The organism is Microbacterium rhizosphaerae (assembly GCF_034120055.1).
Classification (GTDB): domain Bacteria; phylum Actinomycetota; class Actinomycetes; order Actinomycetales; family Microbacteriaceae; genus Microbacterium; species Microbacterium rhizosphaerae.
This window is the reverse complement of sequence record NZ_CP139368.1, coordinates 3,262,063-3,284,652: the sequence shown is the minus strand read 5'-3', so window position 1 is coordinate 3,284,652 and position 22,590 is coordinate 3,262,063. Positions and strand designations below refer to the sequence as shown.

Genomic DNA, 22,590 nt, shown 5'->3' with positions numbered 1-22,590 from the left:
GGCTCAGGCGGGCGACGAATCCGGCAGGCGCTGGAGGACGTCGTTCCAGCCCTGCTGGTTGTCCGGGTCGACGGGCCGGCCGGGCGAGACGTGCACGACGGTCACCTCGGTGAGCCCCTGCGCGTCGGGTGTGAAGAGCACCGTGACGGTGTCGGCATCCGACATGTCCGCCTGCCACTGCCAGCCGAATGTCAGGACGTGTCCCGGCCGCACCTCGCTGTAGCCGCCGCTGACGGCGGCATCGCCCTGCGCAGAGCGGATCGTGTAGGCGCCGCCCTCCTGGACGTCCAGCTCGAAGGTCGTGTCGGGCCACTGCGGCCACCACCACTGCTGCAGCTGCTCGACCTTCGTCCACGCGTCGAACGCGGTGTGCGGGTCGGCGCGGACCAGACGGGAGACCACGAATGCGCTCATGATCGCCACGCTACGCCCTGCCCCGGACAGCGCCACCTGACCGTGAGCCGTGACTTTCGCGGGGGTGGAGTGGCGTGCCACGATGACCGCATGACTCTCGAGGCCTCCCCGCGCGACCTTCCGGAATCCTCCGTCCCCGCCGAGTCGCCCGGCGACTCGCCACAGGCCGTCGACACGCCGCTGACCCGCGCAGCCGTGTTCCTCGTCCTCACGATCAGCGACGCCGATGGTTCGATCGCCATCGTGCGCGACGTGCTCGGCGGCATCGACGATCTCGTCAAGACCGTGAACTTCCGCGACATGCGGGCGTCTCTGGTGTGCGTCGCATCCATCGGCGTGCGCGTCTGGGATGCCGTCACCGGTCTGCCCCGGCCCGCCGAGCTGCACGAGTTCCAGCCCGTCGTCGGCGCAGTGCACACGGCTCCCGCCACCGCGGGCGATCTGCTCTTCCACGTCCGCGCGGACAGCGCCGACCTCTGCTTCGAGTTCGAGAGGCTGCTGCTCGCCGGACTCGGCGAGGCCGTGGAGGTCGTCGACGAGACGATCGGCTTCCGCTACTTCGACGCGCGAGACCTCCTCGGCTTCGTCGACGGCACCGCGAACCCCGTCGGACGGGCACTGCCGGCGGCGACGATGGTCGGCGACGAGGATCCTCTCCACGCCGGTGGCTCGTACGTCGTCGCGCAGAAGTACGTGCACGACATGACTGCCTGGCAGGCGCTCACGACCGAGCAGCAGCAGGCGGTGATGGGCAGGACCAAGGTGGACAACGTCGAGCTCGCCGACGCCGAGAGCGGGCAGAAGTCGCACAAGACCCTCAACACCATCCAGGACGAGCAGGGCGAGCACGGCATCCTGCGCGACAACATGCCCTTCGGGAGCGCGGCGGCGGGGGAGTTCGGGACGTACTTCCTCGGCTACACCCGGCGCCTCTGGGTGATCGAGCGGATGCTGCAGCGCATGTTCATCGGCGACCCCCCGGGCCTGCACGATCGCCTCCTCGACGTGTCGACACCGAAGACCGGCAACGTCTTCTTCGCGCCCAGTGCCGAGACGCTGGCCTCTTTGGGAGACTGATCGCATGGCTGACATCGAGGCGTACCGCGCCGCCCGGGACCGTCTGATCGAGCTGCGCGAGGACCGCCATGATGCGGTCGTCGGCTTCGCGTGGCCGGAAGTCGGCGACACGTTCAACTGGGCCGTCGACTGGTTCGACGCCATCGCGCGGGGCAATGACGCTCCGGCGCTCGTGATCGTCGAGGAGGACGGCAGTCGCATCGAGCGCTCGTTCGACGAGATGGCGCGCCGCTCCGACCAGGTTGCGGCCTGGCTCGCCCAGCACGGGGTCGCCAAGGGGCACTCCGTCATGCTCATGCTCGGCAACCAGGTCGAGCTGTGGGAGGCGATGCTCGGCATCTTCAAGCTCGGCGCCGTCGTCCTGCCGACGACGACCGCCGTCGGCACGCGGGACCTCGTCGACCGCGTGGAGCGCGGCGAGGTGCAGCACGTCATCGCGACCGGAGCCGACACCGCGAAGTTCGATGACGTGCCGGGCACCTACACGCGCATCCGCGTCGGTGACGGGCCCGACCACTGGGCCGACTACGACAACGCGTTCGCGGCACAGGTGCCCCCGGCATCCCATCCGGGGACCCGGCCGGACGACCGCCTGCTGCTCTACTTCACGTCCGGCACGACGACATCGCCGAAGCTCGTCGAGCACACGCAGGTCTCGTACCCCGTCGGCCACTTGTCGACCATGTACTGGATCGGGCTGCAGCCGGGCGACGTGCACCTCGCGATCAGCTCGCCGGGGTGGGCGAAGCACGCCTGGAGCTGCTTCTTCGCGCCGTGGATCGCCGAGGCGACGATCTTCGTCTACAACTACGCGCGGTTCGACGCGGCTGCGCTCCTGGGCCGGCTGCGCGAGAACCGGGTGACCACGTTCTGCGCGCCGCCGACGGTCTGGCGCATGCTGATCCAGGCCGACCTCTCGGCGGGCCCGGGCGCGCTGCGCGAGGTCGTCTCGGCCGGCGAGCCGCTCAATCCCGAGGTCATCAGCCAGGTGCAGGCGCACTGGGGCATGACGATCCGCGACGGCTACGGGCAGACCGAGATGACCGCCGTCATCGCCAATCCGCCCGGGGCACCGGTGCGCGAGGGCTCGATGGGCCGCCCGCTCCCCGGCTGCCCCGTCGTGCTCGTCGACCCGGTCACCGGCGAGGTCGCGGATGAGGGCGAGATCTGCATCGACCTTTCGCAGCATCCCGTCAACATCATGACCGGCTATGTCGGCGACCCCGAGCGGAATGCCCACGCCATGGCGGGCGGGCGGTATCACACGGGCGACATCGCGCGTCGCGAGGAGGACGGCAACCTCACCTACGTCGGCCGCGCCGACGACGTGTTCAAGGCGTCCGACTACAAGATCAGCCCGTTCGAGCTCGAGAGCGTGCTCATCGAGCACCCGGCCGTCGCCGAGGCCGCCGTGGTGCCCGCGCCGGATCCGACACGGCTGGCCGTGCCCAAGGCGTACATCGCGCTCGCGCTGGGACACGAGCCGAGCGAGGAGACCGCCCGAGCGATCCTGCAGTACGCGCGCGACCACCTCGCGCCGTTCCAGCGCGTGCGGCGGGTGGAGTTCTTCGAGCTGCCGAAGACGATCTCGGGCAAGATCCGCCGGGTCGAGCTGCGCGAACGGGAGATCGAGATCCACGACGGCCGCATCACGGCCGTCGAGTGGCGCGACACGATCCTGTTCGACTGACCCTGAGGCGGGTCACTTCCGGAAGCGATCGGCGAAGCGAGGGTCGTCGAGCCACCAGAGCCCCTCGCCCTCGGCGTCCGCCGGATCGCCGTCCGGGCGCGGGCTCTCGGGGCGCGTCGGCGCCCCGACGGCGTCCGCCGGGGGGCCCGCAGGACGGCTCGCGGCCGCCTCCCGGGCATCCAGCTCCGCGTCGATCTGCTTCTGCTCCTCGGCGTCCGCGCGCACCCACATGACGACGGTCGCGGCGATCATCGGGATGCCGACGACCTCCGCGATCGCCAGGAGCGCGCCGCCGGAGTACTTGTTGACGAGGAGCATCATGACGAGGCCGGGGATCGCGTCGAACAGGCCGTCGGCGAAGGCCACGAGGGTCTTCACGGCGGGCGTGGCCCACTCCGGCATCAGGTCGTCGCTCAGCAGCGGCAGGTTCACGGCCAGGCCGGTGACGAAGGCCGTGAGCAGCAGCAGTGCCCACGAAAGCGACTGGGTGAGCGCGGCCTGATACCACTCGGACGTGATCGCGTAGGTGAGCACGACCGCGCTCAGCAGCGACGCGACGCCGGGGAACATGAAGAACCGCGCGATGCGCCCGCGTGCCCACCCGATCCGCCGGCCGCGCAACAGCTCGATGAGCTTCACCGGATCGCCGAGGGCCACGCCGAGCGGCAGCAGGGCGGCCGAAATGCCGATCGAGACGCCGTCCATCCACGGGTTCACGGCGCGGAGGGCCTGCGGGGGCCCGGCGAAGGTCCATGCGGCGAGCACGCACGTCGCCATCCAGATCACGATGCGCCACGCGGGCCAGTGGATGCCGCGCCCGCGCGCGACCATCGCACCGGCGGCGTACCCGATCGCGGCGAGAGCCGGGATGCCGAGGCCGACGAGGCTCGGCGCCCAGGGGCTGAACAGCGCATCCACCCGTGAAGTCTCGCTCATGCGGCCAAGAATCGGCTGAACGGCGGACCGCCCGCCATCGGCGCGAACACGAGCGCCCCGGGTTCGCGGAACCCGGGGCGCTCGTCGAGACGCGGATCAGGAGGCGAGAGCCTTGGCCTTGATCTGGTCGAACTCGGCCTGCGTGATCGTGCCGGCCTTCAGCAGTTCGCTCGCGTGTGCGATCTCGTCGGTCGGGCTCTTCGTGCCGGCGACCGTGCGGATGTACGCATCCGTGTCGCGCTGCACAGCGGCAGCCTCCTTCGCGCCGCGCTCGGCCATGCCGTTGCCGCGTGCGATGAGGTAGATCAGCGCCGTCAGGAACGGCACGAAGATCAGGAAGACGATCCACACGGCCTTCCACCAGCCGCTGAGCTTGCGGTCGCGGAAGAGGTCGCCGATGATCGCGAAAAGCGCGAACAGGTAAGCGACGAAGACGAAGACCCACAGGAACCACCAGATGAGGTTCCCGAAGTTGTTCCAGAAATTCATTCCCAGCCTTTCGTTGTGGTCGTGCACCACAGCATAGAAGGAGCCGATGTCCTTTTCGATCAGCGTGACGTGGATGGTGCCAGAAGAACCGAGGCCTGATAAGGGGGCTTCTCCATCCCGAGCCATGACGCACGCGATACGAGCGCCCGCGAAGCACTTCCGCGGCGAAGAGAGAGCCGATCGAGAAGGACGCGGATGTCGAGTGGAATGGCGCCCTCGATCGGCTGTGCGGCATTCGGAACGGGTGTCGGAATTGCAGCTCGGAGTGGATGCCGCCCCCGGCTGGTCCTCTGCCGCGGAGCGGTCCGCATAGGCTGACAGAGGCATCTCTCACGCGCCCCGCGTCGACGACGGTGCGTTGGGAGGCGAGGAACGGCATGGGCGAGACGGATGCGGGTGCCGCGGTCGTGAGGCGGACGCCGAAGTTCGTGTTCGCGTGCATCGGGATCGGACTCGCGGCCGGACTCCTCTCCGGCCTGTTCGGCGTCGGCGGCGGCACGGTCATCGTGCCGATGCTGGTCCTGCTCCTGGGCTTCGATCAGCGGCTGGCCTCCGGAACCTCGCTCGCCGCCATCGTGCCCACCGCCGCGGTGGGTGTCGTCTCGTACGCCGTCCACGGGTCGGTCGCCTGGATCGCAGGAATCATCCTCGCGGTCGGCGCCGTCATCGGCGCTCAGATCGGCACCTGGCTCCTGCACCGGATGTCGGTGGTCGTGTTGCGCTGGGCGTTCATCGCCTTCCTCGGCGTCGTGGTCATCAGTCTCTTCGTCGTCATCCCCTCGCGCGACGCGCAGCTGGACATCACATGGGGCATCGGCCTCGCCCTCGGCGCGACCGGCGTGGTGACCGGCATCCTGTCGGGCCTCCTGGGCGTCGGTGGCGGCATCATCGTCGTGCCTGCGCTCATGCTCGGCTTCGGCACGAGCGACCTCGTCGCCAAGGGCACTTCGCTCCTCATGATGATCCCGACGGCGATCTCGGGGACCGTCGGCAACATGCGGCGGAACAACGTCGACCTCGTGACCGCCGTGATCGTCGGCGTCGCCGCCTGCACGACAACGGCCGTGGGCGCCTGGATCGCGTCGCTGCTGAACCCGTTCGTCGCCAACGTCCTGTTCGCGCTCTTCCTCGTGTTCATCGCGGTCCAGATGGCCATGCGACTGCTGCGCGAGAAGAAGGCGCGAGAGGCCGCTCGGTAGGATTCCAGGGTGGCAGTGAATCCTGATCTGGTCGGGCGCGAGTTCGCGCCGACCGCCCCGTACCTCGTCGGGCGCGAGAAGGTCCGCGAGTTCGCGCGCGCCGTCTTCGCGGACGCCCCCGAGCACACCGACCTCGAGGCCGCGCGGGCGCTCGGCTACGCCGACCTCGTCGCCCCGCCGACCTTCGCCATCGTCGTGCAGGAGCTCACCCTGCGCCAGCTCATGTCCGAGCCCGACAGCGGCATCGTCCTCGAGCGCACGGTGCACGGCGAGCAGCGCTTCCGCTGGACCCGCCCCATCGTCGCCGGCGACGAGCTGACCGCCCGCCTGTCCGTGGCGTCGGTGCGCGCGCTGGGAGCGAACGCGATGGTCACCAGCGAGACCGCGATCACGGATGCCGACGGCGCCCATGTCGTCACCGCGACCTCCGTACTCGTGATCGGAGGCGCAGAATGACCGGGCTCACCGTCGGAGACGTCGTCGCCGAGCGCACCGTCCACCTGACCCGCGACTCCCTGGTGCGTTACGCGGGGGCATCGGGCGACTTCAATCCGATCCACTGGAGCGACGCCGTCGCCGAGCGCGTCGGCCTGCCCGGTGTGCTCGCCCACGGCATGCTGACGATGGGTCTCGCCGTGGCCACTCTCGACGCGTGGCTCGGCGACCCGGGACGGGTCCTCGAGTACGGCGTGCGGTTCACCCGTCCGGTGCTCGTCGACCAGGAGGCCGGCGCCGATGTCCACGTCGTCGCGAAGGTCGGCGCGGTGTCGGAGGACGAGGCGCGCATCGACCTGACCGTGAGCAGTGGCGAGCAGACGGTGCTCGGCAAGGCCCAGGTGCGGGTGGCGCTGCAACCCGTCGCGCATGCCTGAGGTCGACCCCATCCCGCTGTCGCAGCTGACCACGCTGCGCACCGGCGGAACCCCCGCGCGCATGATCGATGCCCACACGTACGACGAGCTCGTCGACGCGATGCGGGAGGTCTGGGCAGAGGACGCCGACTGGCTCGTCCTGGGCGGGGGCTCGAACCTCTTCGTCGGCGACGACCCGTTCGAGGGCACCGTCGTGCGCGTGCTCACCGAGGGAATCGAACGGATGCCGGCCTCCCGGCCCGGCTTCGCCCGGCTCAAGGTGCAGGCGGGCCACGACTGGGACCACCTCGTCGCGTACGCCGTCGAGCAGGGCCTCGCCGGCATCGAGGGGACGTCGGGCATCCCCGGCACCGTCGGGGCCGCGCCCGTGCAGAACATCGGCGCCTACGGCCAGGAGATCGTGCAGACCCTCGTCGAGGTCGAGCTGATCGACGAGCGGACCGGCGCCGTGTCGGTCGTGCCCGCCGCCGAGCTCGGGCTCGGATTCCGCACGTCGGTGCTCAAGGCGCACTACGGCTCGGTCGCCCGGCGTTCGGGTGTGATCCTGTCGGTGACGCTCGAGCTGCCCGAGGTCGGACAGGTCGCCCGTCCGGTCGCGGGGACGCAGCTGCGGACGGCGTTGCGACTCGAGCCGCAGGAAGCGGTCACGCTCGCGTGGATCCGGCAGCGGATCCTCGAGATCCGTGCGAGCAAAGGCATGGTGCTCGACGCGGACGATCCCGACACCTCCAGCGCGGGGTCGTTCTTCCAGAATGCGATCGTGAGCGAGAAGTTCGCGCGCACGCTGCCCCCGGAGTGCCCGCGCTGGCCTGTGACGCCCGACCTCGACCCCGGGCCCACTCGCCCCGAGGCTCTGCGCGACGCGTCAGCGGCGCGTGGAGAGGGCGAGGGGATGCTCGTCATCCCGCTCGAGAGGTTCGACGGCTACATCCCGCCCACGGCGACGATCGAGCGCGACGTGAAGGTCAGCTCGGCGTGGCTCATCGAGCAGTCGGGGTTCCGCAAGGGGTTCAAGCTGCCGCGCTCGCGCGCCGGCCTGTCGACCAAGCATGCGCTCGCACTGACGAACCGCGGGGGAGCGACGGCGGGCGAGCTCGCCGAGCTCGCCCGCTACATCCGCGGCCGCGTGCAGTCCGAGTTCGGACTGCTGCTGCAGCCCGAGCCGGTGCTCGTCGGCGTCGAGCTGTAGTCGCGACCGTTTTCGATCCCTCATCCGATCGCCGAGCCCTCATTCGATTCACGGGAATCGGGTGAGGGCTCGGGAAATGAGCGAGGGCTCGCGGGCGCCTCAGGAGGCGAAGAGCCGCTGCATGCGGCGCACGCCCTCGAGCAGCTGCTCGTCGCCCAGCGCGTACGACAGGCGGATGTAGCCGCTCGGGCCGAACGCCTCGCCCGGCACCACAGCCACCTCGGCCTCGTCGAGGATGAGGTCGGCGAGCTCGAGCGACGTCGTCGGCGTCTTGCCGGCCCACGTGCGGCCGAGCAGCCCGGTGACGTTGGGGTACACGTAGAACGCGCCCTGCGGCGTGGGGACCGTCATCCCGTCGATCTTCGACAGCTCGGCGACCATGAGCTTGCGGCGGCGATCGAACGCCTGACGGAACTGTTCGACCTCGTCCTGCGGGCCGTTCAGCGCCGCAGCGGCAGCGAGCTGCGCGACGTTGTTGACGTTGGAGCAGAGGTGCGACTGCAGGTTGCCGGCGATCTTGATGGCATCGGCGGGGCCGACCATCCAGCCCACGCGCCAGCCGGTCATCGCGTAGGTCTTCGCGACCCCGTTGACGAGGATCGTCTGGGACGCGGCATCCGGGACCGCCTCGACGATCGACACGGCCCTCATCGGGGCCGTCGGGGTCCCTGAGCCGGTCGAAGGGTAGACGAGGTTCTGGTAGATCTCGTCGGAGATGATCCAGATGCCGTGCTCGACGGCCCACTCGCCGATCGCCCTGGTCTCCTCGGGGGTGTAGACCGCTCCCGTCGGGTTCGAGGGCGACACGAACACGAGGACGGTCGTGCGCTCGGTGCGCGCGGCCTCGAGCTGCTCGACGGTGACCTTGTACTCCTGGTCGGCTCCGGCGAAGACCTCGACGGGGATGCCGTCGGCCAGGCGGATCGCCTCGGGATACGTCGTCCAGTACGGCGCGGGAAGCAGCACCTCGTCGCCCGGGTTCACCACGGTCTGGAAGGCCTGGTACACGGACTGCTTGCCGCCGTTGGTCACGATGACCTGGCTCGGCGAGATCTCGAGGCCCGAGTCGCGCAGAGTCTTCGCGGCGATCGCCTCGCGCAGCGCGGGAAGGCCCGCCGCGGGCGTGTAGCGGTAGTTCTTCGGGTCGGCGAGCGCCTCGGCCGCGGCATCCACCACGAACTGCGGTGTCGCGAAATCGGGCTCGCCCGCCGCGTAGGAGACGATGGGCCGGCCGGCGGCCTGCAGGGCCTTCGCCTTGGCGTCGACCTTGAGGGTCGCCGACTCGGCGATGGCGGAGATCTTGCGGGAGAGCGGTGCACGTTCGGTCACGCAACCAGCGTAGCCGCGGGCATCCGGACCGAAATCGCCCCGGCGTACGGTGCGGCGGTGACCGCTGTACGCCGGGGCGCGCCCCGTGCTCCCGGAGTGGTTCAGCCGGGCATCAGCCGAGGTCGAGCTCCAGTGGCCAGTACGGACGGAGCTCGATCGTGCCGAGGGCGGACATCGGATGCTTCGACGCCACCTCGACCGCCTCGTCGAGGTCGGCGACCTCGAGGATGTCGAATCCCGCGATGTACTCGCGGGTCTCGGCGAACGGGCCGTCGGTGACGACGAGCTCGCCGCCGCGGCGCCGAACCGTCGTGGCGTCGGCAGGTGGACGCAGACGCTCGCCGGTGATGTCCACACCGCGCTCGACCATCTCGTTGACCCAGCTCTCGATGGGCATCGGTTCGGGGTCGGGGTTCTGCAGGTCGGGGTCGGCGACCACCAGCATGAGGAATCGCATCAGGGATCCTTTCGTCGAAACGGATGCTCTCACCCGGTACGTCGAACGGGGAAGGCCGGGATCGACACGACGGCGGAACTTTCTGCCGATGCAGCGGCTCGCCTGTCGCGTTCGTGGGCTGGGGCCTGGGGTTCGTGACAGGTGAGCGGGTGTGGATGCGGCTCGCCTGTCGCGTTCGTGGGCTGGGGCCTGGGGTTCGTGACAGGTGAGCGGGTGTGGATGCGGCTCGCCTGTCGCGTTCGTGGGCTGGGGGCTGGGTTTGTGACAGGTGAGCGGGGGTGGATGCGGCTCGCCTGTCGCGTTCGTGGGCTGGGGCCCGGGTTTGTGACAGGTGAGCGGGGGTGGATGCGGCTCGCCTGTCGCGTTCGCGGGGTGGGGCCTGGGTCTGTGACAGGTGAGCGGGGGTGGATGGATGCCGCCACCCGCGTCGGGTGGCGGCATCCATCTGCTCAGTTGAACTGGTTCATCGTGTTGTGCTGGCCGCCCGCCTTGAGGGCCGCGGCACCGGCGAAGTACTCCTTGTGGTTGTCGCCGAGGTCGCTTCCGGCCATGTTCTGGTGCTTGACCGTGGCGATGCCCTCCCGGATCTCGCGGCGCTGCACGCCCTTCACGTAGGCGAGCATGCCCTCGTCGCCGAAGTAGCCCTTGGCGAGGTCGTCGGTCGACAGGGCCGCCGTGTGGTAGGTCGGCAGCGTGATGAGGTGGTGGAAGATCCCCGCGCGCGCGGAGCCGTCGTGCTGGAACGTGCGGATCTTCTCGTCGGCCAGCCGGGCGAGCTCCGTGTCGTCGTACACGACGTTCATCAGGTCGCTCCGGTCGAAGCCGGTGACGTCCTCGCCCCGCTCGGCGAGCTCGTCGTACGCCTGCTGCCGGAAGTTGAGCGTCCAGTTGAACGACGGGCTGTTGTTGTAGACGAGCTTCGCGTTCGGGATCTCGGCGCGGATCGCGTCGACCATGCCGGCGATCTGCTCCACGTGCGGCTTCTCGGTCTCGATCCACAGCAGGTCCGCGCCGTTGCGCAGCGACGTGATGCAGTCGAGCACGACGCGCTCCTCGCCGGTCCCGGGCCGGAACTGGTAGAGGTTGCTCGCGAGACGCCTCGGGCGCATCAGCTTGCCGTCGCGCGTGATGACGACATCGCCGTTGCCGAGGTCGGCGGCCGAGACCTCCTCGACGTCCAGGAAAGAGTTGTACCGGTCGCCGAGGTCGCCGGGCTCGTGGGTGACGGCGAGCTTCTGCGTGAGACCGGCCCCGAGCGAATCGGTGCGGGCGACGATGATGCCGTTGTGGATGCCGAGCTCGAGGAAGGCATAGCGGACCGCGTTGAGCTTCGCGATGAAGTCCTCGTGCGGAACGGTGACCTTGCCGTCCTGGTGGCCGCACTGCTTCTCATCCGAGACCTGGTTCTCGATCTGGATGGCGCACGCGCCGGCCTCGATCATCTTCTTGGCCAGCAGGTACGTCGCTTCGGGGTTGCCGAAGCCCGCGTCGATGTCGGCGATGATCGGCACGACGTGGGTCTCGTAGTTGTCGATCTGCGACTGGATGAACTCGACCGCCGTCTCGTCCCCGGCCGCGCGGGCGCCGTCGAGCTGCGTGAAGAGTAGGTCGAGCTCGCGGGCGTCCGCCTGCCGCAGGAACGTGTAGAGCTCCTCGATCAGCGCCGGTACAGCGGTCTTCTCGTGCATCGACTGGTCGGGCAGCGGGCCGAACTCCGACCGGAGGGCCGCGACCATCCAGCCCGACAGGTAGAGGTAGCGCTTGTTCGTGCTCTTCAGGTGCTTCTTGATCGAGATCAGCTTCTGCTGCCCGATGAAGCCGTGCCACACGCCGAGCGACTGCGTGTACACCGACGAGTCGGCGTCGTACTCGGCCATGTCGCGCCGCATGATGTCGGCGGTGTACTGCGCGATCTCGAGTCCCGTGCGGAAGCGGTTCTGCGCCCGCATCCGGGCGACCGACTCGGGGTCGATGGCGTTCCAGCTCGAGCCGTGCTGCTCCTTGAGCGCCCGGATGGCTTCGATGTCGTCCTGGTAGGCAGTCATTGTCCTGTTCCTTCTTCCGGGGTGCCGATCACTCGGACTCGATGAGGTAGCGGTTGTAGGCGGGCAGCGTCAGGAACGCCGGGAACTCCTGGCCGAGGGCGACCTCGCGGAAGATCTCCGCCGCGTCGTCGAAGCGGTCGCCCGCGTGATGCGTGACCTCGCGGAGCACGCGGGCGATCAGCTCCTCCACGTAGTCGCGCGTGATCGGCGTGCCGTCATCCGTCGTGCGGTCCTGGTGGATCCACTGCCACACCTGCGAGCGCGAGATCTCCGCGGTCGCCGCGTCCTCCATGAGGTTGTCGATGGCGACGGCGCCGATGCCCCGCAGCCAGGCCTCGAGGTACCGGATGGCGACCGACACGTTGTCGTGCACGCCCTTCGCGGTGATCGGGCGGCCGATGTGCACATCGATGAGGTCGGCCGCGGTCACTCGCACGTCGGGACGCTGCCGATCGAGCTGGTTGGGCCGGTCGCCCAGCACCGCGTCGAACTCCGCGCGCGCGGTGGGGATCAGGTCGGGGTGAGCCACCCACGTGCCGTCGAAGCCGTCGCCGGCTTCGCGCTTCTTGTCGGCGGCGACCTTCTCGAACGCCCGGGCGGTCACGTCGGGGTCGCGCCGGTTCGGGATGAAGGCGCTCATGCCGCCGATCGCGAAGGCGCCGCGCTTGTGGCACGTCTGCACGAGCAGCTCGGTGTAGGCCCGCATGAACGGCACCGTCATGGTCACCTCGCTGCGGTCGGGCAGCACGAACCGGGCGCCGCGGCCGCGGTAGTTCTTGATGATCGAGAAGATGTAGTCCCAGCGGCCGGCGTTCAGGCCCGCGCAGTGGTCGCGCAGCTCGAACAGGATCTCCTCCATCTCGAACGCGGCCGGCAGTGTCTCGATCAGCACGGTGGCGCGGATCGTGCCGTGGGGGATGCCGACGTACTCCTCGCTGAACGAGAAGACGTCGTTCCACAGTCGCGCCTCCTCCGAGCTCTCGAGCTTGGCGATGTAGAAGTACGGCCCGCGCCCGTTCGCGATCAACTGCAGGGCGTTGTGGAAGAAGTAGAGCCCGAAGTCCACCAGCGAACCCGACGCGGGGAGGGTGCGCCCGAACCGGTCGGTGTAGCGCAGGTGCTGCTCGGGCAGGTGCCAGCCGCGCGGACGCATGACGATCGTCGGCGTCTGCGTCGCGGTGACCTCGTAGCGCTTGCCGTCGGGGCTCGTGTACGCGAGCTCGCCGCGGATCGCGTCGCGCAGCGACAGCTGGCCCTCGATGACGTTCGCCCATGTGGGACTCGTCGCGTCCTCCTGGTCGGCGAGCCACACCTTGGCGCCGGAGTTCAGGGCGTTGATCGTCATCTTCGGGTCGGTCGGTCCGGTGATCTCGACGCGGCGGTCCTCCAGGCCGGGGCCCGCACCCGCGACCCGCCACTCGGCGTCCTCGCGGATGTGGCGGGTGTCGTCGCGGAACTGCGGGTCGTGCCCGTTGCCGATCTCGAAGCGGCGGCGCATGCGGTCGGCGAGCCGGTCGTGCCGGCGGGCGCCGAAGCGGTCGTGCAGCTCGATGAGGAACCGGAGGGCACCGGGTGTCAGGATCTCGTCGTAGCGGGGGCCGATGCGGCCGCCGATCTCGAGCGTCGGCTGCTGGGTCTGGGTGGGGATCGATCCGGTGCGCGTGCGCATCGGGGTGGCGGTTGCAGGTGTCATGTCCCTGTCTTCCTGTGGGCGATGAGTCTCGAGGGGGTGGGGATGCCGCGCCCCGGCGTGTGAGCCGGAGCAGGCATCCCGTGATCCGCGTTGTGGATCGATCGGTCGGGGTCGTATGTCCACTATCGGGTGAACTTCGGGGACCATCACGACCAAAATCAGTGTGAAGATTCAGCGATCTTCTGTTTCTGTGCAAGAATCTCGCCCATGACCGACCTGCTCGCCGACGAAGCCGAAGACATCGACGCGCTCGCGCTGGGGCGCCGCATCCGTCGTCTGCGCACCGAGCGCGGCATGACGCTGGAGGACCTGGCACACGCCGTCGAGCGTGCGCCCAGCCAGCTCTCGATGATCGAGAACGGCAAGCGGGAGCCGAAGCTCACGCTGCTCCAGGCGATCGCGCGGGCACTCGGCACCAGCCTCGACGGGCTGCTGGAGGCGGTCCCGCTCGACCCCAGGGGAGAGGCGGAGCTGGCGCTCGAGCGCGCCATGAAGGGCCAGACGTTCCAGGCCCTCGGCATCCCCGCGTTCCGGATCGGCAAGTCGATGCCCACCGAGGCGCTCACCGCGATGCTGGCGCTGCACGCCGAGATCGACCGGCTGCGTGACGAGCGGGCGGCGACGCCGGAGGAAGCCCGTCGGGCCAATGTCGAACTGCGCCGGCTCATGCGCACGCAGGACAACTATTTTCCGGAGCTCGAGGCGCAGGCGCGCCGCATCCTGGATGCCGTCGACCATCCGGGCGGACCGCTCACGCAGCGCACCGCCTCGGACATCGCCGCTCACCTGGGCTTCTCCATCCACTACGTGCCCGATCTTCCGCAGACCACGCGCAGCGTCGCAGACCTCAAGAACGGCCGCCTGTACCTGTCGAGCAGGCTGACGTCGAAGGGCGACCCGCGCACGGCCGTGCTGCAGGCGCTGTCGAGCCGGATGCTCGGTCACACCGAGCCGGCGAGCTACGCGGAGTTCCTGCGCCAGCGCGTGGAGACGAACTACCTGACGGGGGCGCTGCTGATCCCCGAGGCGCACGTGGTGCCGTTCCTGGAGGATGCCAAGCGCGACCGGGCGATCTCGATCGAGGACCTCCGCGACGCCTACTCCGTGTCGTACGAGACGGCCGCGCACCGCTTCACGAACCTCGCGACGCGGCACCTCGGCATCCGCGTGCACTTCCTGAAGGTCCACGAGTCGGGCACGATCACGAAGGCCTACGAGAACGACGACGTGAACTTCCCGACCGACCGGCTGGGATCGATCGAGGGGCAGATGTGCTGCCGCAAGTGGACGTCGCGCGTCGTCTTCGACGTCGACGACCACTTCAACCCGTACTACCAGTACACCGACACCGGCAACGGGACGTACTGGTGCACGGCCCGCGTCGAGAACTCCAGCGAGGGCGCGCACTCGGTGTCGGTGGGGGTGCGGTTCGACGACACGAAGTGGTTCCTCGGCCGCGACACGCAGAACCGCGGGGTCTCGCCGCACGCGACCGAGGTGTGCTGCCGCCGGGCGCCCGCCGACCTCGAGGCCGCCTGGCGGGGAAGCTCGTGGCCGAACGTCCGCACGCCGCGGACTCTGCTCGCGACGCTCCCGACCGGCGCCTTCCCGGGTGTGGACACGACCGACGTGTACGAATTCCTGCAGGCCCACGCCCCGGCCTGACGCCCCGGGCCCGCCGTGACGCCCCGCGTCGGTCTGGCGCCCCGGCGGCGGCCGGCGCCCCGGCGGCGGCCGGCCCGCGTGCACAACCGCGGGTCGCCCGGTGTGCACAACCGCGGGTCGTGCGGGGGACACGCCGGGGGTGGATGCCATGCCCCGGCGTGTCGTGCGTCAGCCCCGCGGTTGTGCACGCCGGCGTCGGGCGGGTCATCTCGCGAGATGGTCGCCGCGACGGATGTGGGCGAGGATCGCCCGCTCGACGGCATCCCAGTCGTGCACGATCAGGGCGTAGTCGAAGCGGAGGGTGATGTAGCCCCACATCGCGGCGGAGGTGTCACGCACCAGATCCTTGTGCCGGCGGGTCGCGCCGTCGTGGTTCTCGCGGCCGTCGGCCTCGACGATGAGGCGATCGCCGATGAGGAGGTCGACGATGCCCACACCCGCGATCGTCACCTGAGAGCGGATGCGCAGGCCGAGGTGGCGCAGCCTCCAGCGCAGGAGCGATTCCAGGCCGCTGTCGGCATCGGGGCGCGCGAACGCGATCGCATCGCGGACCTCGCGATCACCTCGAGTGCGCAGCCAGGCGACGCCGGCGGCGGTGATCAGTCCCTGTCGCAGCGCCGACTCGAACGCCACGAAGAACTCCTCGATGCCGCGACAGCGGCGGATCTGCTCGAGGATCCGCGGCACGGAGACGGCATCGCCCGCGTCGGCCGCGGGTCCGTCATCCCAATGCTCGACGCATCCGCAGTCCTCGTGCGCATAGGCGTGGCCGTGTCCGCCGAGCCACACGTGCACCGCCGTGTCGTCCGAGAGCACCCACAGCGCTGCGTGCCTCGCGGCGGTCACGCATGCCGGCGTGCCTCCGTGCGCCGCGGCCGCCCGCGCGGCGGCGCACGCTCCCGGTCGGACGTAGACGCCGCGGCGCACCCGGGCGAGCGAGCCGCTCGCGACCTGTGCGGCGATGCCGCGCCGCGTGATGCCGGCCGCGAGCAGGCGAGCGTGGGTGGTCACGGCATCCGTCGCCTCGCACATGCCCCGACCCTTCCCGGTCGAGCCGCTGCGGTGCCTGGGGTGCCGTGATCTGTGGACCGACGCCCGCGGCCGGGTGACGGGGAGAAGCCCCGGCGCGTGCACAACTGCGGGTCGTACGAGTGACACGCCGAGGATGGATGCCGCGCCCCCGGCGTGTCGTGCGTCAGCCCCGCGGTTGCGCACGCGGCACGCCACCGGCAGGCGGCCCGGCGCTGGCAGGCGGCCGGCGCCGGCAGGCGGACGGCGGAGGACGGGCTCAGTGCTGGCCGGCGATGAGGTCCGCGATGCTCGCAGGCCACGCATCCCGGTCGGAGGAGCGGGAGGACTCCATGCGGTCGGCCATGCGGTAGGCGGTGTAGATCGCGTTGACGGCGGTCCACCGCAGCGGCTCGACCTCCCACCTCTTCGCGCGCTGGCCGACCCAGGGGAGGCGCACGAGGTCCGTGTCGCGGCCGAGGACGAGGTCGGCGAGCGTGCGGCCCGCGAGGTTCGTCGCCGTGACGCCGGTGCCGACGTAGCCGCCGGCCCAGCCGACTCCGGCCGCGCGGTTGAGGCCGACGCTCGCCGACCAGTCGCGCGGCACGCCGAGCACCCCGGCCCATGCGTGGGCGACCGGCGCGCCGGCGGCGGCCGGGAAGAAGTTGTGAAGCAGTGATGTGAGCGCTCCCACTGTGCGTTCCTGCGTCGTGCCGTCGGTGTCGACGCGCGAGCCGTAGCGGTACGGCACGCCGCGGCCGCCGAAGGCGATGCGGTCATCCGCGGTGCGCTGCGCGTACATGTACACGTGGGCGAAGTCTCCGAGGGTCTCGCGCCCGCTCCAGCCGACCTCGTCCCAGAAGGCTGCGGGCAGCGGCTCGGTCGCGATCATCGACGAGTTCATCGGCAGCCACGTGCGGTGGACGCCCTCGAGGTCGGGGGTGAATCCCTCCGTCGCGCGGATCACGTAGTCGGCGCGGACGGTTCCGCGATCGCTCACGGCGGCGCCCGGACGGATGCTGCGCACCCGCGTGTTCTCGTGGATCACGACGCCGGCGCGCTCGGCCGCAGCCGCGAGTCCGGCGACGAGCTTCGCCGGATGGATGCGGGCGCAGTGCGGGTGCCACAGGCCCCCGAGTGCTCCCGCCACCCGGACGCGCTCGGCGGTGGCGGCCGCATCCAGCAGCTGCGTGTCCGTGTGCGGCCAGCGCGCCTCGTCGGCGGCTGTCGCGCGCAGTCGGGCCAGCTGTGCGGGTGTGCGGGCGACGTTGAGCTCGCCGCCCTTGACGATGTCGGCGTCGATGCCCTCGCGCGCGGCGACCGCGATCACCTCGTCGACGCTCTCGTTGAGGGCGCGCTGCTGAGCGGAGCCCGCATCCCGTCCGTAGCGCGACCGCCCGCCGGTCACCGAGTTCGTGAGCCAGCCGCCGTTGCGGCCGGACGCGCCGAACCCGGCGAAGCGCTGCTCGAGCACGACGACCCGCAGATCCGGCTGGAGGGTCTTCAGGTAGTACGCGGTCCACAGGCCGGTGTAGCCGGCGCCCACGATGCAGACGTCCGCGGCCGTGTCGCCGGGGAGGGGCGGCCGCGTGCGCACGGGCAGCCCCTGCTGCCGCCACCAGAACGAGACACCACCGTTGACCGTCGCCGTCATCCGCCCAGGCTATCCGCCGGACGCCTCGCCCCCGGCGGACGGAATGTGCTGTGTGCGGGACCGCGCAGAACGCCGTGTCACACGACGGAACCCGGCGGACCGACGCGTCGTTACCAAAATGTGACCGGTAACATCTTGCGGTGACGAGCGCTGTGAGCGCTAACATCACGAACGCGCCCCGCATGGATGCCGGGCCCCGACGAGGAGGTCATCCGAAGGTGAAGAGAACTGCGCTCGCGAGCGTCGCCGTCTGGGGCATGGTCGCCCTGTCGGTGCCGCTGACCGGACCCGCGGCATCCGCCGCCGACAGTCCGCCCGCTGACAGCACGCCCGATGCGAGCACGCCCATCGCGGACTCGTTCGACGCGACGACGCTCGATCCTCGCTGGAGCATCACCAACCCGGACGCGGCGAACTACAGCGTCGGCGGCGGCAAGCTGTCGATCACCGGGCAGCTGGGCGACACCTACCAGACCAACAACTCGGCGAAGAACGTCTTCTTCTGGGACGTCCCCAACGGCGACTTCACCGCCGTCACGCATGTCGACGCGACCGTGTCGAAGGTCTACCAGGGCGCGGGCCTCATCGCGGGCTCCGACCTCGACAACTACGTCCGGGAGGGCCTCACGTACGTGGGCGGCCTCTCTCCGAGCGGCACGGCGATCGAGACGGACGCCGAGTCGAACGCCGCCTTCAGCGCGCTCGGGTTCGAGGACCGCCCCGCATCCACCGGCGAGACGCTCCGCATGCAGCGCGTCGGCAGCACGCTGACGACGAGCTACTGGGTGAATGGCGCCTGGAAGGCCCTCGCCACCCGCACCCTCGACGTCGCCGTCACGAAGGTCGGCCTGTACGCGCTGGGCGCACTCGACGGCACGGTCACTCCGGCGGCCTTCGACTACTTCGCCCTGCAGACGGGCACGCCGGCGCCGATCACCGTGCCGAGCGACTTCACGCTCGCGACCGGCGGGTCGTCGCTCGCGCTCGACGGCAACCACGTCGTGGTCGCCACCACCGCCTCCGCGACGACCCCGGTCTTCCACGTCGCCTCGCAGACCCCCGGCTCCGGAACGACGCCGACCGCGGTGACGCTGCAGGTGGCGGGGCGCCCCGTCGTGATCGACGGCGGCGCCGTCACGCTCGGCGACCTCGCCGCGACCCCGACGACCTTCCAGGTGACCGACGCCGCGGGCGGCCTCGTGTCGCTGCGGACGGATGCCGGCGGCCTCGGCAACGCATCCGGTCAGCTGGCCGTCGTCCCCGACGACCAGGCGCTGCGGTTCGCCCTCACGAAGGTGGTGAAGGCCGATGCGTCGCAGATCGACGTCGCCGCCGACCGGACGCTCGTCAAGAGCTCGCCGAACCTCTACGGCGTGTTCTACGAGGACATCAACGACGCGGCGGACGGCGGTCTCTACGCGGAACTCGTTCGCAACCGGTCGTTCGAGTTCTCGACGGCGGACAACAAGTCCTACACGTCGCTCACCGCATGGGAGAAGCTCGCCCGCGGCGCGGGCGCAGGCTCCACGTCGGCCGTCGTCGACGACGACGGGCGGCTCAACGACATGAACCGCAACTACCTTCGGCTGCAGGCCGCCGGCGCCGGCGCGGGCATCCGCAACAGCGGCTACAACAGCGGCGTCGCCGTCGCGTCGGGCAGGTCGTACGACTTCTCGGTGTGGGCGAAGTCCACGGTCGCGCAGACCCTCACCGTGCAGGTGGAGGATGCCGCGAACTCGAGGACGTTCGCGACGGCCACCGTCGACGTCGACGGCTCCGGCACGTGGAAGAAGTACGCGGCGACGCTCACCGCGACGGGAACCACCGACGCCGGCCGCCTGGCGGTGCTCACGGGCGCAGCATCCACCCTCTCCCTGGACATGGTGTCGCTCTTCCCGGAGGACACGTGGGTGGGTCCGGTGAACGGCAAGAGCGTCTTGCGCGCCGACCTCGCGCAGAAGGTCGCCGACCTGCACCCGAAGTTCCTCCGCTTCCCCGGCGGCTGCGTGACGAACGTGGGCACCTTCAAGAGCTACGCGGAGTCGGGCTACACCGACCGCACGCGCACGTACCAGTGGAAGGAGACCATCGGCCCGGTGGAGTCGCGTCCGACCAACTGGAACTTCTGGGGCTACAACCAGTCGTACGGCATCGGCTACCTGGAGTACATGGAGTTCGCCGAGGACATCGGCGCCGTCCCGCTGCCGGTCCTCTCGGTCGGCGCGAACGGCTGCGGCTCGACGATCCCCGAGATGACGGACCCGGTCCAGATCCAGCGCTGGGTGCAGGACACCCTCGATCTCATCGAGTTCGCCACGGGTGACGCGACCACGACGTGGGGTGCGGTGCGGGCGAGCCTCGGACACCCGAAGCCGTTCGCGATGCCCTACATCGGTCTCGGCAACGAGGAGAACACGACGACGTTCGAGGCGAACTTCCCCAAGTTCGAGGCGGCCATCCGGGCGAAGTACCCGGACGTCAAGATCATCTCGAACTCGGGTCCCGCCGACTCCGGCACGCGCTTCGACACGCTGTGGGCGTACGACAAGTCGCAGAAGGTCGACCTCGTCGACGAGCACTACTACAACGACCCGACGTGGTTCCTGACGCACAACTCCCGTTACGACTCGTACGACCGGACCGGTCCGCACGTGTTCCTCGGCGAGTACGCGTCGAAGGGCAACACGCAGTACAACGCCGTCAGCGAGGCCGCGTACATGACGGGTCTGGAGCGCAACTCGGATGTCGTCGACCTCGCGTCGTACGCGCCGCTGTTCGCCAACGTCGACAACGTGCAGTGGGCCCCCGACGCCATCTGGTACGACAACACGACGTCGTGGGTGAGTCCGGACTACTGGGTGCAGCAGATGTTCTCGACGAACAAGGGCGATGAGATCGTGCCCTCGACGCAGACCGGGGGGCTCCTGTCGAACCCGCCGATCTCGGGCGGCGTGTTCCTGTCGACCTGGAACACGGCGGCGAGGTTCGACAACGTCAAGGTCACGGGGGCCGACGGATCGACGTTCTTCAGCGACGGCTTCGCGGACGCGAGCAAATGGCAGCGGCAGAGCGGCACGTGGAGCGCCACGGGAGGTGTCTACGCGCAGACGGCGACCAACGTCACCGACGCACGCAGTATCGTGACCGGCGCCTACGGCAAGGACTGGACGGACTACTCGTTCGAGGTCGACGCGACCAAGACGGCGGGCTCGGAGGGCTTCCTCCTCGGCTTCGGCGCCACCGGCTCGAACAGCTTCTACTGGTGGAACCTCGGCGGCTGGGGGAACACCCGCATGGCGCTGCAGAAGGCCACCGGCGGCAGCGCGAACGAGGTCGCGGCGAAGGAGGGCGTGTCGGTCACGACCGGCAAGACCTACCACCTGAAGGTGCAGATCACGGGCCGGAAGATCCAGCTGTTCCAGGACGGCGTGCTGATGATCTCCTACGACGACGCCAGCACCCAGCAGGAGCTGTTCAACGTCGTCTCGCGCGACTCGGCCACCGGCGACATCGTCGTCAAGATGGTCAACGCGTCCGACCGCACGCAGTCGACGACCGTGAACCTCAACGGCGTCAAGGTGCGCGACACGGGCACCCAGACGGTGCTCGCGGCCGCCAAGTCGGCGACCAACAGCAAGGCGGCCCCGAGCGCGGTGGCACCGGTGACCCAGACGGTCACGGGTCTGTCCGACTCCTCGGTGCACGACCTGGCCCCGTGGTCGGTCACGTTCCTGCGGATGCACACCGTGGACTCCGTCCCGCCGGTGATCACCCTCGGAGCGCTGCCGGCGCAGGCGGGCAACGGCTGGTGGGCGCCCGGCACGACGGTGACGGCATCCGCCGCCGACAACCGCAACGCGCTCGCCTCCTTCGAATATCGCATCGACGGCGGCGACTGGACGGCCGCCCAGAGCGCCTCCGCGGCCGCGGCGGCCCTCACGGGTCACGGTGCGCACACGGTGGAGTTCCGGGCGACGGATGCCGACGGCAATGCGGCGACCACGCGGCCGACGACGCTGCAGATCGACGGGCAGGGGCCGCTCACGCGAGCGGACCTCGATGCCGCCGCGCGCACCGTCGCGCTGACCGCGGTCGACGGCGAGTCGGGGGTCGATCGCAGCGAGTACCGGATCGGGGATGCCGCGTGGCAGACGTACTCGGGTCCGTTCGCGATCGGCGACCAGGCGGCATCCATCGCCTACCGCTCGGTGGACGAGGCGGGCAACGTCGAGGCGTTCAGCACGCTCGAGGTCGCCGCGAAGGGCGCGCCGCTCGCGGCGTCCACGAGCGAGGCCACGGTCGCGTCCACCACCGTGGACGCCGGGTCGAACGTCCCGATCGCGATCCGTGTGACCGCGGCGCACCGGGTCACCGGCACGGTCGCCGTCAGCGAAGGAGACCGCGTGAACGACACGGCAATCCTCGACGACGGCGTGGCGCTGCTGACCGTCCCGCGCATCGCGAAGGGCACGCACACCTTCACCGTGGCCTACTCGGGCAACGGGGAGGTCGGCGCATCCACCGCCACGGTGACGATCACGGCGAAGCCCCGCACGGCATCGCTCTCGGTCGACGTGGCCGACCGCAAGGTGCCGATCGCGACCAGCCAGGTCGTGACGATCACCGGCCCGGACGACGCGACCGGCGATGTGCGGGCGACCGTCACGCGCGGCAGCACGGTCGTGGCCGTCGTCACGGCGGCCTTCGACCACGGCACGGCGCGCATCGTCATCCCGGCGGAGGCGCTCATGTCCAAGGGCGGGTACAGCGTCGCGGTCGCCTACGACGGCGACGACGTGTACGCCCCCGCCCGACTCCGTGCCGACTTCACGGTGGTGAAGGCCTCGTGAGCGACCGGAACACAACCCACACA

General features: G+C 70.0%; 17 protein-coding genes. 8 read left to right on the top strand and 9 right to left on the bottom strand.

The window, feature by feature from the left end:
• Positions 1 to 3: 3 nt before the first annotated feature.
• Entirely contained in the window at positions 4 to 414 is a 411-nt protein-coding gene (locus SM116_RS14985; RefSeq protein ID WP_320941767.1) for an SRPBCC family protein, read from the bottom strand.
• A 90-nt stretch (positions 415 to 504) separates the two neighbouring features.
• Between SM116_RS14985 and SM116_RS14980 the strand changes: the two genes are divergently transcribed.
• Positions 505 to 1,491: a Dyp-type peroxidase gene (locus tag SM116_RS14980; protein WP_320941766.1), complete on the top strand. Its 987-nt coding sequence runs from the start codon at positions 505 to 507 to the stop codon at positions 1,489 to 1,491.
• A gap of 4 nt (positions 1,492 to 1,495) precedes the next feature.
• The gene (locus tag SM116_RS14975) at positions 1,496 to 3,181 is read left to right on the top strand and encodes an AMP-binding protein (RefSeq protein WP_320941765.1); all 1,686 of its coding nucleotides are present in this window, start codon (positions 1,496 to 1,498) and stop codon (positions 3,179 to 3,181) included.
• Positions 3,182 to 3,193: 12 nt separating this feature from the next.
• Here the strand turns inward: SM116_RS14975 and SM116_RS14970 are convergent, their stop codons facing one another.
• Positions 3,194 to 4,117, bottom strand: coding sequence for a cytochrome c oxidase assembly protein (locus SM116_RS14970; RefSeq protein ID WP_320941764.1), 924 nt, complete (start codon positions 4,115 to 4,117; stop codon positions 3,194 to 3,196).
• A 96-nt stretch (positions 4,118 to 4,213) separates the two neighbouring features.
• A complete protein-coding gene (locus tag SM116_RS14965; RefSeq protein ID WP_320941763.1) occupies positions 4,214 to 4,606 on the bottom strand; it encodes an SHOCT domain-containing protein in 393 nt (130 codons plus the stop codon).
• A 377-nt stretch (positions 4,607 to 4,983) separates the two neighbouring features.
• Here SM116_RS14965 and SM116_RS14960 point away from each other — a divergent pair, with 377 nt between their 5' ends.
• The 4 genes from SM116_RS14960 to SM116_RS14945 are packed head-to-tail and all read left to right on the top strand — an operon-like array spanning position 4,984 to position 7,866.
• Entirely contained in the window at positions 4,984 to 5,805 is an 822-nt protein-coding gene (locus SM116_RS14960; protein WP_320941762.1) for a sulfite exporter TauE/SafE family protein, read from the top strand.
• Between the two features lie 9 nt (positions 5,806 to 5,814).
• Positions 5,815 to 6,261, top strand: a complete 447-nt coding sequence (locus tag SM116_RS14955) for an FAS1-like dehydratase domain-containing protein (RefSeq protein ID WP_320941761.1) — start codon at positions 5,815 to 5,817, stop codon at positions 6,259 to 6,261.
• Positions 6,258 to 6,677, top strand: coding sequence for a MaoC/PaaZ C-terminal domain-containing protein (locus SM116_RS14950; RefSeq protein WP_320941760.1), 420 nt, complete (start codon positions 6,258 to 6,260; stop codon positions 6,675 to 6,677). The genes SM116_RS14955 and SM116_RS14950 overlap by 4 nt, the downstream gene beginning before the upstream one ends.
• Complete coding sequence (locus tag SM116_RS14945) at positions 6,670 to 7,866, top strand: UDP-N-acetylmuramate dehydrogenase (RefSeq protein WP_320941759.1); 1,197 nt, start codon at positions 6,670 to 6,672, stop codon at positions 7,864 to 7,866. The genes SM116_RS14950 and SM116_RS14945 overlap by 8 nt, the downstream gene beginning before the upstream one ends.
• 99 nt (positions 7,867 to 7,965) lie before the next feature.
• Here SM116_RS14945 and SM116_RS14940 read toward each other — a convergent pair whose 3' ends face one another.
• From SM116_RS14940 to aceB, 4 genes are all read right to left on the bottom strand, one after another.
• A complete protein-coding gene (locus tag SM116_RS14940) occupies positions 7,966 to 9,195 on the bottom strand; it encodes a pyridoxal phosphate-dependent aminotransferase (RefSeq protein WP_320941758.1) in 1,230 nt (409 codons plus the stop codon).
• Positions 9,196 to 9,307: 112 nt separating this feature from the next.
• Positions 9,308 to 9,652 carry a YciI family protein gene (locus SM116_RS14935; protein ID WP_320941757.1) on the bottom strand — a complete coding sequence of 115 codons (345 nt, stop codon included), beginning with the start codon at positions 9,650 to 9,652 and terminating at the stop codon, positions 9,308 to 9,310.
• A gap of 449 nt (positions 9,653 to 10,101) precedes the next feature.
• Positions 10,102 to 11,697: an isocitrate lyase gene (locus SM116_RS14930; protein ID WP_320941756.1), complete on the bottom strand. Its 1,596-nt coding sequence runs from the start codon at positions 11,695 to 11,697 to the stop codon at positions 10,102 to 10,104.
• A 28-nt stretch (positions 11,698 to 11,725) separates the two neighbouring features.
• A complete protein-coding gene (gene aceB / locus SM116_RS14925; RefSeq protein WP_320944192.1) occupies positions 11,726 to 13,366 on the bottom strand; it encodes a malate synthase A in 1,641 nt (546 codons plus the stop codon).
• 231 nt (positions 13,367 to 13,597) lie between these two features.
• Here aceB and SM116_RS14920 point away from each other — a divergent pair, with 231 nt between their 5' ends.
• Positions 13,598 to 15,055 (top strand): helix-turn-helix domain-containing protein, encoded by a 1,458-nt coding sequence (locus SM116_RS14920; RefSeq protein ID WP_320941755.1) that lies wholly within the window; start codon positions 13,598 to 13,600, stop codon positions 15,053 to 15,055.
• Between the two features lie 204 nt (positions 15,056 to 15,259).
• On the opposite strand, the gene SM116_RS14915 is transcribed toward SM116_RS14920, so the two are convergent.
• Positions 15,260 to 16,087 (bottom strand): endonuclease domain-containing protein, encoded by an 828-nt coding sequence (locus tag SM116_RS14915; RefSeq protein WP_320941754.1) that lies wholly within the window; start codon positions 16,085 to 16,087, stop codon positions 15,260 to 15,262.
• Between the two features lie 256 nt (positions 16,088 to 16,343).
• Positions 16,344 to 17,717, bottom strand: a complete 1,374-nt coding sequence (locus tag SM116_RS14910) for an NAD(P)/FAD-dependent oxidoreductase (RefSeq protein WP_320941753.1) — start codon at positions 17,715 to 17,717, stop codon at positions 16,344 to 16,346.
• Between the two features lie 218 nt (positions 17,718 to 17,935).
• On the opposite strand from SM116_RS14910, the gene SM116_RS14905 reads away from it, so the two are divergent.
• The gene (locus SM116_RS14905; protein WP_320941752.1) at positions 17,936 to 22,567 is read left to right on the top strand and encodes an alpha-L-arabinofuranosidase C-terminal domain-containing protein; all 4,632 of its coding nucleotides are present in this window, start codon (positions 17,936 to 17,938) and stop codon (positions 22,565 to 22,567) included.
• The last annotated feature ends 23 nt before the right edge of the window (positions 22,568 to 22,590 follow it).

What these genes read in the sequence shown, in the direction of transcription:
- SM116_RS14985 (WP_320941767.1), bottom strand. Translation starts at nt 414, where the DNA reads ATGAGCGCATTCGTGGTCTCCCGTCTGGTCCGCGCCGACCCGCACACC.
- SM116_RS14935 (WP_320941757.1), bottom strand. Translation starts at nt 9,652, where the DNA reads ATGCGATTCCTCATGCTGGTGGTCGCCGACCCCGACCTGCAGAACCCC.
- SM116_RS14945 (WP_320941759.1), top strand. Translation starts at nt 6,670, where the DNA reads ATGCCTGAGGTCGACCCCATCCCGCTGTCGCAGCTGACCACGCTGCGC.
- SM116_RS14965 (WP_320941763.1), bottom strand. Translation starts at nt 4,606, where the DNA reads ATGAATTTCTGGAACAACTTCGGGAACCTCATCTGGTGGTTCCTGTGG.
- SM116_RS14920 (WP_320941755.1), top strand. Translation starts at nt 13,598, where the DNA reads ATGACCGACCTGCTCGCCGACGAAGCCGAAGACATCGACGCGCTCGCG.
- SM116_RS14960 (WP_320941762.1), top strand. Translation starts at nt 4,984, where the DNA reads ATGGGCGAGACGGATGCGGGTGCCGCGGTCGTGAGGCGGACGCCGAAG.
- SM116_RS14950 (WP_320941760.1), top strand. Translation starts at nt 6,258, where the DNA reads ATGACCGGGCTCACCGTCGGAGACGTCGTCGCCGAGCGCACCGTCCAC.
- SM116_RS14915 (WP_320941754.1), bottom strand. Translation starts at nt 16,087, where the DNA reads ATGTGCGAGGCGACGGATGCCGTGACCACCCACGCTCGCCTGCTCGCG.
- SM116_RS14910 (WP_320941753.1), bottom strand. Translation starts at nt 17,717, where the DNA reads ATGACGGCGACGGTCAACGGTGGTGTCTCGTTCTGGTGGCGGCAGCAG.
- SM116_RS14970 (WP_320941764.1), bottom strand. Translation starts at nt 4,117, where the DNA reads ATGAGCGAGACTTCACGGGTGGATGCGCTGTTCAGCCCCTGGGCGCCG.
- SM116_RS14930 (WP_320941756.1), bottom strand. Translation starts at nt 11,697, where the DNA reads ATGACTGCCTACCAGGACGACATCGAAGCCATCCGGGCGCTCAAGGAG.
- aceB (WP_320944192.1), bottom strand. Translation starts at nt 13,366, where the DNA reads ATGCGCACGCGCACCGGATCGATCCCCACCCAGACCCAGCAGCCGACG.
- SM116_RS14980 (WP_320941766.1), top strand. Translation starts at nt 505, where the DNA reads ATGACTCTCGAGGCCTCCCCGCGCGACCTTCCGGAATCCTCCGTCCCC.
- SM116_RS14975 (WP_320941765.1), top strand. Translation starts at nt 1,496, where the DNA reads ATGGCTGACATCGAGGCGTACCGCGCCGCCCGGGACCGTCTGATCGAG.